Here is a 12,359-nt window from a genome sequence, read left to right on the forward strand (position 1 = left end):
AAAATTCAAGTATTGGTACATAGAAGAATAGATAGGAACTCTCAGTATGAACCCAAGTGCTAAGCATGAAGTTATTGGTATTACGGACGTTGTCAAGCGTGTTCCAGGCGTTGCAAAAAAGCTGCCACATATTTTAGATGGTTTACGTCAGGTCTATTTACGCAAAGCAACCACCCCCACGGGCTTGGCATGGGCTTTTGAAAAAGCAGTACAAAAAAATCCTTCCGGCACAGCACTTTTATATGAAGACCAAAAATTTTCCTACGATGCCTTAAACCAATGGGCGAACCAGATTTCATACTATTTCCTCTCTATCGGTGCCAAAAAAGGTGATGTCGTTGCCGTCATGCTGGAAAACCGTCCAGAACTGATTGCAACCATTCTGGGGCTGGCAAAAATCGGCGTCATTAGTGCACTGGTTAATACCTCTCAAACTAATAAAGTACTGACCCATAGCATTAATCTGGTCAAACCGATTGCCTTGGTTGCGGGACAGGAAACCCAAGATGCGATCTTAAATATTCGTGAACAACTGGATCTCAAAGCCGATCGTTTTTACTGGTTTGCCGATCAGGATACCCAACAAGATGCAGGCAAGGCACCGACCTTCTTTAGCAACCTTGCCGAGAAAATCTCCGCTTATGCAAAGTTCAATCCACCCACCACAAAACATGTCTATGCTAATGATGGATTGTTCTATATCTATACCTCAGGAACAACCGGTCTACCCAAAGCAGTCATATTTAGTAATGGTCGCTGGACATTGGCTTATGGCACTTATGGTCATATTCTCAACCTAAACGCAGATGATGTCATGTATTCGACATTACCGCTTTATCATGCAACTGGTGTGGTCGTGTGCTGGTGTGGTGTCATTGCAGGTCAGGCGGCTTTCGCCATTCGGCGTAAATTTTCCAGATCCAACTTCTGGAATGATGTGCAAAAGCATAATGCCTCTGCCATTGGTTATGTCGGTGAACTCTGCCGTTATCTGATGGATGTAGAACCTTCGGAAAAAGAACGTCAGCATCGCGTTACCAAAATGATTGGCAATGGCATGCGTCCCAATATCTGGAATGACTTTAAACAACGCTTTGGCATTGAAGAAGTACTGGAACTCTATGCTTCAAGTGAAGGTAATATTGGATTCAGCAACCTGTTTAATTTTGACAATACCGTGGGTTTCTCTCCCCTACCTTATGCCATCATCAAATTTGATAAAGAAACGAATGCGCCGATCCGTGACAAAAATGGTTTCTGTCAAAAAGTCAAAACAGGTGAAACTGGCTTATTGCTCGGAAAAATCACCTCTCGTAGCCCATTCGACGGTTATACCGATTCCGAAAAAAATAAAGCTGTTATTTTTAAAGACGTCTTTAAAAAAGGAGACAGTTACTTCAATACGGGTGATTTGGTACGGGATATTGGTTTTCGTCATGCACAATTCGTTGACCGTCTCGGTGATACGTTCCGCTGGAAAGGTGAAAACGTCTCCACCACGGAAGTCGAAAATATCGTTGCTGACTACGCTAAAATTTCAGAAGCCGTGGTATATGGTGTAGAAATTCCGAATACCAACGGACGTGCAGGCATGGCAGCCATCACCCTAAAAGCTCAGCAATCGTTGGATGAACAGGACTTGATACAGATGGCAAACCAGTTTAAAGCTGAATTGCCGGCCTATGCTGTTCCTGTGTTCTTACGCATCCAACAACAAGTTGAAACCACCGCCACTTTTAAATATTCCAAAAACAAGCTAAAAGAGGAAGCCTTTGATCCAGAAGCCTGTAATGAAACGTTATATGTTTTATTACCGGGAGAAAATCAATATTGCGAAATAACGCCTGAAATTTTTAAAGATATTCAAGCATCTAAATATCGCTTTTAAATGTCCATACGAAACCCGGCATGTATCAAAACATTCCGGGTACGATTTTTACTTCAGATTTGCGCTCAACAGTCGGATAGGAAGTTTAAGCGCCAAAATCCAGCTTTAGATGGCTTATTTATAGCCAAATATACCCCAAAACTTTAATTTTTCCTTGTGTTCACGAAATAAATTGCTACAATACGCAGCATCAAAACGAGATGGGTCGTTAGCTCAGTTGGTAGAGCAGCAGACTTTTAATTTGTTGGTCCCGCGTTCGAGCCGCGGACGACCCACCATCTTAAGTTTTGATCTTGTGGGGTCGTTAGCTCAGTTGGTAGAGCAGCAGACTTTTAATTTGTTGGTCCCGCGTTCGAGCCGCGGACGACCCACCAGAATTCTAAAAACCTCCCATCATTTTTGATGGGAGGTTTTTTATTGTCGCTGATCAATGGCGTACATTCATAAAAAATCTTCCAGTACCGAATTTAAATACATTCTACCCAATGCGGTACACACCAGTTGTTCGGCATCAGGCAATAATAATTGCTTTTCTCGCAGCTGATTCAATATCGGTTGTAAACGTTGCAAATCCTGACCTGTCCTTTGCGCATAATACGCCCTTGCTACACCAGAAGTTAAACGCAAGGCATTCATCATAAATTCAAATGGCATTTCTTCCTGCGCAATTTTCTTGAATTGCAAATGATCAGCTGGTCTTTTTGCCAGATAATCTTTTGGTAAGCGGGTTTTCTGAAAGCGGTAAATACCATCTTGCAGAGAAACTTTGCCATGTGCCCCTGCACCAATTGCCAGATAATCGCCAAATTGCCAATAATTCAGATTATGCCGACTTGGTAATTCCTTGGCCCAAGCGGATACTTCATAATTGTAAAAGCCATGCTGGATTAATACTTGCTCGCCCTGTTGCTGAATCTGCTCCAATACCTCTTCATCTGGTAAAGTTGGTTGTGAACGATAAAAGACCGTGTTGGGTTCAATGGTGAGTTGATACCATGAAATATGCGTTGCGCCCAAATCAATTGCCGTCTGTAAATCAAATAACGCCTGTTGCAAGGTTTGCTGCGGTAGACCATGCATCAAATCGACATTGATACGTTTAAAACCTGCCAAGGCAGCATTGGCAATCGCAGACTGGGCATTTTCTGCATTATGGATGCGTCCCAATTTTTCCAGATGCTCGCCATTAAAACTTTGGACACCAATCGAAAGTCGGTTGATCCCTGCTTTTAGATATTGCTCAAATGGAGCATGTTCCAGCGTACCTGGATTGGCTTCCATGGTAATTTCACAATCAGAGGAAAAGTCTGTAAGCTGGCGGAGTTGATCAAACAGCCATTGATAACCTGTTGCAGAAATTAATGATGGTGTACCACCACCAATAAATACACTCTGAATAGAACGTTGCTGCACAAATTGCAGTTGTGAACGAAAGTCCTCAACCAGTGCCTGTAAATATTGCTGCTCCAAATCCAGTGTCAGTTGCCCATCTGCCAGCTCATGCGAATTAAAGTCACAATAGGGGCATTTTCGGACGCACCACGGCATATGAATATATAACGATAATGGAATGGCTTGCGGCTGATAGGACATGGATACAGCTTGACTCAAAAATTTATCACATAGTGTAGCATGTCCACTTTATGATACTGCGATAACCTTATGCTATGAGGTAAATGATTCAACTTTACCGACCTAATGCTGATCATAACTTAAGGACTTTCTCATCGAGAAAATTTTCCTAATCCAAATGGAAAGTCCAGCTCAACTCACATTTTCTATACCAAAGCCCAACATAGCCTACATATGCTTACCAAAACAAACGCTCGTATGACAAGACTGGGTTTAATATAAATAACAGATATTTCATGGATTAAAAAAATTTATGATGATCAATAAGTTTCTTTCTCCCTGAAATAAAAAAATGTCTATATTCAGACAACATGTAAAAAGATAAAAGAGGCAATACAATGACAAACAATAGTAAACTTGAACATGAAATCGCAAAACATCGTACCGCTTTAGGTACTCCAAGTGATTTATCAGCAGAAGCCACCCGGGATATTTCTGCTGCCTTAAATGGCTTATTGGCAGATGTATTTGCCCTCTATTTAAAAACTAAAAACTTTCATTGGCATGTCAGTGGTCCCCACTTTCGTGATTATCATTTATTATTTGATGAACAAGCCACACAAATATTTGCCATGAGCGATCCAATTGCAGAACGTATTCGTAAAGTCGGGGGCACCACCTTACGTTCGATTGGTCATATCAGCCGTACCCAACGTGTCGTGGATAATGATGCAGATTTTGTCGATCCGCAAGATATGCTGGCCGAATTACGTGAAGATAATAAAAATCTCACTGCAAGATTACGCGAAGCACATAATGTTACCGATGAATATCGCGACATCGCCTCATCAAGTCTGATTGAAAACTGGATTGATGAAACAGAACGCCGTACATGGTTCCTGTTTGAAGCGGGTCGTACTCACGTTTAATTTTTCAAAACGAAAACAAAAAGCCTAATGGTGAAAATCATTAGGCTTTTTGAGTTTTTAATATTTTCCGCTAATCGTCAACATAAAGTTACGTGGATCTCCGTAAATATTGCCATAATTTGTACCTGATAAACGACTAAAATAAGTCCGATCAAATACATTATTGATATTTAAACCGACATTCCAGTTTTTGTTAATATCATATTCGGCACGCAGTCCAAACACTGCTAAAAATGGTGAGTTATAGGTATAATCAGCTGTTCCTGTTTGAGTACCCGAGCTATCATAAACCTTAACTGTACCTGAAACTTCCTGTGCGCTACGTAAATTTACTCCACCGCCAAAACGTAATTTTTCCATGCTTTCCGGACGATACATGGTCCAAAGTTTAAATAAATGTCGTGGATAATTTGCAGCATTATAACGTTGCCCATCTCTGGCATATCCTTCTTTATATTTGGCTAAACTCCATGTATAACCGGCGGTAAAGTCCCAATTCGTGTTAATATTTCCAGTAAGCTCTGCTTCCACACCGCGCACTTGAATCTTAGCAGAAGGAGCATAGCGTTGAATATTATCTATTTTTCCTACCGCAACTGCTTCATTTTCACGATTGGTCTGATAGAGTGCCAGACTGCTGTTTAAACGACCATCTAACCATGTATTTTTAGTACCAATTTCTATGCTATTTCCTTCAATCGGATCAATAAACTTGCCATCTATACCTATCGAGTTTTGTGGTTTAAATACACTTGCATAACTGGTATAAAGTGATGTATTGGGCAATAAATCATAGGTCAAGCCAAAATAAGGAGTCCAGATATTATTCTTTTTATAATCCCAAGAATATAGTCCCGTATATGTCCCATCATTATCATAACTATAATTATAATAAACATTATGGTAATTACTATAACGCCCACCAATAATGCTATGTAATTTAGATGTTAATTCAGAACGAAGAGATAAATAGCCGCCCCATTGTTTTTGTCCATACGGATTGGATATACTATATCCATCTGACGACCATGCTGATGCTGGATAATCATCTGGATCAAAATTAATTACATCCAAGCTAATTGATCCATGGTCAATACTCGTAGATTTCTGATTTAAATCCTGCCAGTTTGCTCCAATCGCAAGCTCCTGTTTATGCCCCCAAATATCAAAACTGCCTGTTAAAGTAACATCCAGTAATTTTTGTATGGAGTCCCCTCTTTCTTGGGTATAATAATAGCCATTACCAATACCATTTAATCCGACAGAACCAATAAACCAAGTATAATTTTTATCAACTTTATTTTTTTCCCATGAGCCATTTATTTTTAATTGCCAGTTATCCGCTATTTTTTGGGTTATCTCAGTAAAAATTTGGGTACGCTCAGTATCATAATAAGACCATGGCGTTGTGTAGTTGGTCTTTTTGGAAACTCCAAGTTCCTGACCTGTACTATAACGTGGCATACCAAAATAATTAGGCACAGAATCACGTTTTAAATAATTTACACCAACGGCAAATTTAGTTTGATCACCTAAATCTGCTTCAATAATCCCATATAGATTTGAAGTTTTATCTTTGGCTACATCATAATAATAATGTTGATTTTCCTGTGCAGCAACAAAACGTCCACGTACAGTACCAGCTTGATTTAAAGCATCGGTAACATCAAATTGTTGTCGATAATGATCCCAACTACCAACACTGGTATCGGTTTTAAACTGAAAATGATCAAGTGGACGTTTACGAACCAGATTAATTGTACCACCTGCTTCACCTGAACCAGAGAATAAACCATCAGAACCACGCAATACTTCGACTTGATCATAAGCCGCCATATCCGGAAGTGTATTACCAACCAGATTATGATCCAAATAACTTGGTGCACCACCATCAAATTGTACAGAAGTAATAGTCAGACCACGTGAATATATGCTTCTCTCAGAATTCCCCATTTTATTTATATTAATACCTGTTGTTTGTTCCAGCACATCAGTTAAGTTATTTAAATTCTGATCCTTGATGCGTTTTGCAGTAATTACAGAAACAGATTGCTGTACTTCTTTAAAATCTCTGGCAGTTTTGCCGCCAATCGAAACCGGCTTTGCTGTATAACTATCGTTCTCGGCAGTTACCTCTATCACAGGCAACTGCACCGCATTGGCATCACTATTTAGTTGCCCATTCGTATTCACATCAATGGTTTTTAACTGCCCCATATCCCGGGCTTGAGTAGATGGTATTTTTATTTTTTCAATAATGGTATAGCCTTGATCAATTTTCTGGATCTGATAAGGCGTATTTTTTAATAACTTTGCAAAACCGTCCAAAACCGAATATTTTCCTTGTAGACCCGGACTATATAATCCTGCCAGTTTTTGGCTATCTACCGATACCTTTACCCCAGACTGCAAAGCAAACTGATTCAGTGCTTGCGTTAATGTTCCAGCCGCTACATTATATTCAATGGCAGGCGCTGTATTTGCTATCGCACTTTGTGCAGTAGTCATAAAGCCTGCTGCCAGAACCATATGGATTGAAAGCAATATAGGCTTTAAGCCCTGCTTCATTAAAGTTTTTTGCGATTGATTCATATTATCCCCATCATTTGTAATTAAATGCTTTCACTAACTAAGACTATGCATTGCAAAAAAATGGGTAATCTTTTTTTAGAATTTTCCTATTAATATTATAATTTAATGATTTTTAAAGTTATTTATTTAAAATATTTCTTATATCTTATAAAGCACACCTAGAATGAATTATCATTTAAGTTCCATCACAACATATTCTATCTTAAGATTTTATTTTTTAGCCTCAATTTTAATTTGTCCAAGTAAAGTCTTATCGATCCGAATATCGAGACTTTGCTGTAATAAAGTAAGTGCAGAATCATTCAAAGGCAAAATCGCACTGACCTGAATATGCTGCAAATCTTCAGTACGATAATGTAAAGTCCTAGATTGATAACTTTGTAAAATATCCAGAACCTGACCAAGCGGCATTTTATCTACGACCAAAGCATGTTGTTGCCATGCTTCATCAAGCAAACTTGGCTGAATCGGTAATGCAGAACCCACCCCATGTTCATCAATACTGACTTGCTGCCCTGCTTTGACGATAACTGCGTGTTGATTAATTTCAACTGGTGCCACTTCAGTTGCAGAATGCAACATGATCAATGTGGTGCGTTGGTCGCTATGATGGATAATAAACCGTGTACCCAATGCTTTAATTTTTGCAAATCTAGTCTGTACAATAAATGGACGGTGCGCATCTTTTGCCACATCAACCAGAATATTGCCCTGTAATAATTCGATGATGCGTTGATCCGCATTATATTTGACATTATATGCAGTTTTACCACTCATATGGATCTGACTCTGATCCGATAACACCTGTTCCGACCAATCCTGTGAATCATTACGTGAATCAGCCAACCAATAATCGGTAGGCAATATTTGCCAAGACAATAACGCCAGCAAAATTGCCATACCTGCCAAAAGCAATAAATTACGGGGTTGTGACCAACTGTTGTTCTGCTCTTCTAATTGCGCATCTGTTAGAACCTGTTCAATAATCTGGCTGGCGATATGTGTATGTGACGTTTGTTGTGCCCCATGAAAAAGTCCCATGGTCTGCTGCATCTCTGTCACGGCCTCTACATGCCGTATATCCTGCTGTTGCCATTGTTTAAACGTCTGAATATCCTCATCAGTCGCTTCTTCATCAGCCAATGTCACCAGCCACAGTGCTGCCTGCTCTAATATTTCTTCCGGAAGTTGAGCCTCATTCTGAGGATCTTGCTGGTTTGACAAATCAGGCATGGATAGATCAATAATAGAGATGGAATATAAAAAAGTAACTTATCATATTTCGCTTTTTAACCGTCTATTGCAATACATCAAAGCTTTGACCAAATCCGCTTTTACGGTTTTCCGAGTAATGTTTAAAATGAGTGCAATTTCAGCCTGAGTTTTTCCTTCAATATGATACAACAATAAAACCTTTCTTGATCGCTCATCCAACCCACACAATACATTGGCAATTCTATTGAGTAAATCAACCGAAACCAGCATCTGCTCGGGTGAGCATTCATCTTCTTCATGCTGATTTTCAATTAAATACTGTAAATAAAGCTGTTCAATTTTCTCTTTTCTGGCTTGATCAATGATGATGCGACTGGCTGTAACCGTCAAATAAGCTTTTGCTTCCTGAATATAGGGCAAACGCTCCAGACTAAGAATTTTGGTAAAAGTATCTTGTAAAATATCTTCAGCCTTGCTGCCATTTTGTAGTTTTTTACGTAACCAGTTAAACAGCCAGCTATAGTTTTCCGTATAAAACTGGATAAAAGCTTGCTTATTTTGGCTTTGTTGTGTGGATTGATTCATCATCATTCGATCTGTTCATTGGCCAGTCATCGTATTAATATCCATAGGAAGTGTCGATATTATATACATAGATAATAATGATTACTATTCTACTTAAAAGCAATACTTTTTTCTCTTTCGCTTATATTGCACAGTTCCATTACAATGAAGCTAAACCATTATTTGACATATTTTATATATGCGCCGATCTCATATGATTTTACTCTTGATACTGAGCATTGCCATTGGTGTTGCCTTGGCAAGCCAGACTGCGATAAACAGCCAATTAAAACATTATTTAAATAGTCCACTTCAAGCTGCATTTTTTTCTTTTTTAATCGGTACAATATGTCTTGCCCTCCTGGTTTTATTTGAACCGAGTGAACGCTTAACGCTACAACAACTTACACACGTTCCCCTTTGGTTATGGATGGGTGGCGCATTGGGTGTGTATTGCATTAGTATGAGCATTTATAGTGCGCCTAAACTTGGGTTTCTGACATTTACAGGATTGGTGTTATTTGGGCAAATTATTACATCCATGTTGCTTGATCAATTTGCCTTATTGGGTGTGGAAAAGAATCCCATTAACTGGCAACGTGCCTTTGGTGCAACCCTGATCGCTGTTGGTATTATTTTTACACTACAACGCTAATTTTTTTGAGATTTTTATGTCAATAACAACCAATCTAGGTTTTGAAATTAAACAATTATTAAAACTGATGATTCCTATTCTGATTACCCAGTTTGCACAAGCGGGTTTTGGGCTGATTGATACTGTCATGGCAGGACAGTTATCGGCAGCCGATCTGGCAGCAATTGCGGTTGCAGTCGGGATATGGATGCCGGTAATGTTGTTATGCAGTGGTATTATAATGGCAACTTCACCCTTGATTGCTGCCGCACTGGGTGCAAAGCAAAAACAGAATATTGTCACTATCACCCATCAAGCTTTATGGATTGCAATTGTTCTAGGTATTGCAGGCATGATGGTTCTACATCTGATGCCGCAATTTTTTGATCTGTTAAAAATTCCTGAAAATCTGCATGCAAAAGCAGCATTATTTCTACATGCCATCGCTTTTGGGATTCCAGCCATCACTTTGTACACTGCATTGCGTTGTTATAGTGAGGCTTTGGGACATCCACGGATCGTCACTGCAATCAGTCTGTTGGCATTACCCATTTTAATTCCACTGAATTACTTATTTATGCATGGTTTTGCCGTTATTCCAGCCATGGGTGGTGCCGGTTGTGGTGTTGCAAATGCGATTTTGCAATGGTCCATGCTATTTGTTCTGATCATTTATTTAAAGAAAGCCAAGGCATTTCAAGATGTCAGATTATTCCAGAAATTTGAAAAACTCGATACCTTCTGGATCAAGCGTATCTTTATGCTGGGCTTTCCTATCGGTCTGGCAATTTTCTTTGAAGTGAGTATTTTTAGTACCGCTGCACTGGTGATTAGTCCACTTGGCGATATTGTGATTGCCGCACATCAAATAGCCATTTCAATTACTTCACAATTGTTTATGATTCCGTTTTCTCTGGCACTCGCACTGACCATTCGAGTTGGACAATATTACGGGGCCAAAAACTGGGATGCTATGCGTCAGGTACAAAAGTTAGGCTTTGTGGTCGCCACACTGTTTGCACTCATTACCATGATCTTTCTATGGTTTTCCCGCAGCTGGATTATTCATGCCTATAATGATAATCCTGAGGTGTTTAATATTGCCTATGGTCTGGTATTGTATGCAATTGTTTATCAATTAATGGATGCTTGGCAAGTCGCTGCTGCCGGTTGTTTACGTGGTATGCAAGATACCAGAGGTCCAATGTGGATTACACTGGTGGCTTACTGGATCGTTGCCTTCCCAGTCGGTGTTTATCTAACACGCTATGCCGATTTTTCGGCAGCGGGCGTCTGGATTGGTTTAATTGTAGGTTTGGTGATTGCATGTACCCTTTTGATTGGTCGGTTAATCATGACCAATCATAGACTTGCGACAGGTAAACGCTAACTACACTTTTATCATCACTCATGTTTGGTTAGCATAGCAACTGCTAGCCATTTAAATACGCTATTCACCATCATGTAACCATTCCTCACATAACATGCCTTGCCAAGAGCGGTGAAGCAAAGTACATTCAAAACACGTCATCACGGTGTTTTGCATAGGGATTCCTTGCCAGCAACATGATGAACGGATTAAATCTCGACATACTTAATTAAAATTTAGAGGTTCTACAGAGATTACGATGGCAAACTCGAATTCATCGGCAGGTCGCCGTTTTATGAAACTTGCAGGAATGACCGCCAGCATTGCAAGCAAGGCGGTCTCCAACTCGATTAAAAATATCAACGCCGATGAAGAAAAAAAACTCGAATCACGCACACAACTTTATCAAGAAATTGGCATAAAAGTGGCCGAAACACTGGGTGAAATGAAAGGCGCAGTGATGAAAGTGGGGCAAATTGCCTCACAATATAAAGATATTTTCCCACCCGAAGTTCAGACTGCAATTGCAAAATTACAGCGTCAAGCCCCGTCCATGCCCTTTGATCAAATCAAACGGCAAGTTGAAAAAGAACTGGGTAAACCACTCGAGCAACTTTTCCAACACTTTGACAGTGAACCCTTTGCCGCAGCATCCATCGGTCAAGTGCATAAAGCCATCTTAAACAATGGACAGCCCGTCGTAGTAAAAGTGCAATATCCGGGCGTGGATGAAGCCTGCGAAAGCGACTTAAAACAGGTGCGTTTGGCATTACGCCTGATGGGTGTCCTCAAAATTGACCGAAAACTACAAGATGAAATATTCCATGAAATTCAGGAAAGTCTGTACACCGAGCTAAATTACGAAATCGAAGCGCAAAACTTACAGGTATTTCGTACTTTTCACCAACAACTTGATGAAAAGATCATTATTCCGCAGGTCTATCCAGACTATTCCTCACGCCGTATCCTGACATTAAGCCAAGAAACCGGCGAAAGTATTGAAACAGCCAGCACTTGGTCACAGCAAAAACGCAATGAACTGGGACGACGTTTGTTTCAGGCGATTGGACAGGAAATATTTTATCTCAAGCGTTTCCACTGCGATCCACATCCCGGTAATTTTGCCTTTAGAGAAGATGGCAGCGTGATTATTTATGATTATGGCGGTGTCAAAACCTTAAGCAATGAAATCGTTAGCACCTATAAACATTTAATTAATGCCGCAAGACAACAGAATATTCCGGCGATTGAAGAGGATTTACGCAAATTAAATGTACGTACGGAAAAAGGACAAATTCCGCAGGACTGGTATCTGGCTTGGCTTGAAATTCTGATGCGCACGTTGATGACAGATTACGATTTTGCTGCGAACTCTGCACATCATGATGGGGTAAAACTGGCAAAGCAATCGTTTAAATATTGGGATTGTTTCCAGCCTTCACCCGATACCCTGATGATTAACCGTACTGTATCTGGGCATTATTGGAATCTGATTCATCTTAAAGTGCATGACAATCTGAATGATTTATTTGAAGATCTGGTGCCGTCGGGTTAGGTTAAATGGTTCGAATAAGAGATTTTATGTTAAATGAGAGC

General features: G+C 39.9%; 9 protein-coding genes and 2 tRNA genes. 7 read left to right on the forward strand and 4 right to left on the reverse strand.

The features are described 5' to 3' along the window. The first annotated feature begins 46 nt into the window (after positions 1-46). From CAP51_RS05700 to CAP51_RS05710, 3 genes are all read left to right on the forward strand, one after another. Positions 47-1,888 (forward strand): long-chain-acyl-CoA synthetase, encoded by a 1,842-nt coding sequence (locus tag CAP51_RS05700; RefSeq protein WP_087619745.1) that lies wholly within the window; start codon positions 47-49, stop codon positions 1,886-1,888. A gap of 202 nt (positions 1,889-2,090) precedes the next feature. Then, a tRNA-Lys gene (locus tag CAP51_RS05705) sits at positions 2,091-2,166 on the forward strand. Between the two features lie 20 nt (positions 2,167-2,186). Further along, positions 2,187-2,262, forward strand: a tRNA-Lys gene (locus tag CAP51_RS05710). A 67-nt stretch (positions 2,263-2,329) separates the two neighbouring features. Here CAP51_RS05710 and hemW read toward each other — a convergent pair. Continuing rightward, complete coding sequence (gene hemW, locus CAP51_RS05715) at positions 2,330-3,481, reverse strand: radical SAM family heme chaperone HemW (RefSeq protein WP_087619746.1); 1,152 nt, start codon at positions 3,479-3,481, stop codon at positions 2,330-2,332. 377 nt (positions 3,482-3,858) lie between these two features. Between hemW and CAP51_RS05720 the strand changes: the two genes are divergently transcribed. Beyond that, on the forward strand, positions 3,859-4,389 hold the full coding sequence (locus tag CAP51_RS05720; RefSeq protein WP_087619747.1) for a Dps family protein: 531 nt from the start codon (positions 3,859-3,861) through the stop codon (positions 4,387-4,389). Between the two features lie 57 nt (positions 4,390-4,446). Here CAP51_RS05720 and CAP51_RS05725 read toward each other — a convergent pair whose 3' ends face one another. The 3 genes from CAP51_RS05725 to CAP51_RS05735 all read right to left on the reverse strand — a co-directional run bounded on the left by CAP51_RS05725 (position 4,447) and on the right by CAP51_RS05735 (position 8,787). Further along, complete coding sequence (locus tag CAP51_RS05725) at positions 4,447-6,981, reverse strand: TonB-dependent siderophore receptor (RefSeq protein WP_087619748.1); 2,535 nt, start codon at positions 6,979-6,981, stop codon at positions 4,447-4,449. 210 nt (positions 6,982-7,191) lie between these two features. Further along, positions 7,192-8,214, reverse strand: a complete 1,023-nt coding sequence (locus tag CAP51_RS05730) for a FecR family protein (RefSeq protein WP_087619749.1) — start codon at positions 8,212-8,214, stop codon at positions 7,192-7,194. Between the two features lie 42 nt (positions 8,215-8,256). Then, the gene (locus CAP51_RS05735) at positions 8,257-8,787 is read right to left on the reverse strand and encodes an RNA polymerase sigma factor (RefSeq protein WP_245809076.1); all 531 of its coding nucleotides are present in this window, start codon (positions 8,785-8,787) and stop codon (positions 8,257-8,259) included. Between the two features lie 172 nt (positions 8,788-8,959). Here CAP51_RS05735 and CAP51_RS05740 point away from each other — a divergent pair, with 172 nt between their 5' ends. From CAP51_RS05740 to CAP51_RS05750, 3 genes are all read left to right on the forward strand, one after another. Continuing rightward, positions 8,960-9,415, forward strand: a complete 456-nt coding sequence (locus CAP51_RS05740; protein ID WP_087619750.1) for a DMT family transporter — start codon at positions 8,960-8,962, stop codon at positions 9,413-9,415. A 16-nt stretch (positions 9,416-9,431) separates the two neighbouring features. Continuing rightward, on the forward strand, positions 9,432-10,784 hold the full coding sequence (locus CAP51_RS05745; RefSeq protein WP_087619751.1) for an MATE family efflux transporter: 1,353 nt from the start codon (positions 9,432-9,434) through the stop codon (positions 10,782-10,784). Between the two features lie 238 nt (positions 10,785-11,022). Continuing rightward, on the forward strand, positions 11,023-12,318 hold the full coding sequence (locus CAP51_RS05750) for an ABC1 kinase family protein (protein WP_087619752.1): 1,296 nt from the start codon (positions 11,023-11,025) through the stop codon (positions 12,316-12,318). Positions 12,319-12,359: the final 41 nt, after the last annotated feature.

This window comes from Acinetobacter populi (assembly GCF_002174125.1).
GTDB lineage: Bacteria > Pseudomonadota > Gammaproteobacteria > Pseudomonadales > Moraxellaceae > Acinetobacter > Acinetobacter populi.

Excerpts from the sequence above, each read along its gene's own strand:
- CAP51_RS05745 (WP_087619751.1), top strand. The coding sequence starts at position 9,432 with ATGTCAATAACAACCAATCTAGGTTTTGAAATTAAACAATTATTAAAA.
- CAP51_RS05735 (WP_245809076.1), bottom strand. The coding sequence starts at position 8,787 with ATGATGATGAATCAATCCACACAACAAAGCCAAAATAAGCAAGCTTTT.
- CAP51_RS05750 (WP_087619752.1), top strand. The coding sequence starts at position 11,023 with ATGGCAAACTCGAATTCATCGGCAGGTCGCCGTTTTATGAAACTTGCA.
- CAP51_RS05740 (WP_087619750.1), top strand. The coding sequence starts at position 8,960 with ATGCGCCGATCTCATATGATTTTACTCTTGATACTGAGCATTGCCATT.
- CAP51_RS05720 (WP_087619747.1), top strand. The coding sequence starts at position 3,859 with ATGACAAACAATAGTAAACTTGAACATGAAATCGCAAAACATCGTACC.
- CAP51_RS05725 (WP_087619748.1), bottom strand. The coding sequence starts at position 6,981 with ATGAATCAATCGCAAAAAACTTTAATGAAGCAGGGCTTAAAGCCTATA.
- CAP51_RS05730 (WP_087619749.1), bottom strand. The coding sequence starts at position 8,214 with ATGCCTGATTTGTCAAACCAGCAAGATCCTCAGAATGAGGCTCAACTT.
- hemW (WP_087619746.1), bottom strand. The coding sequence starts at position 3,481 with ATGTCCTATCAGCCGCAAGCCATTCCATTATCGTTATATATTCATATG.
- CAP51_RS05700 (WP_087619745.1), top strand. The coding sequence starts at position 47 with ATGAACCCAAGTGCTAAGCATGAAGTTATTGGTATTACGGACGTTGTC.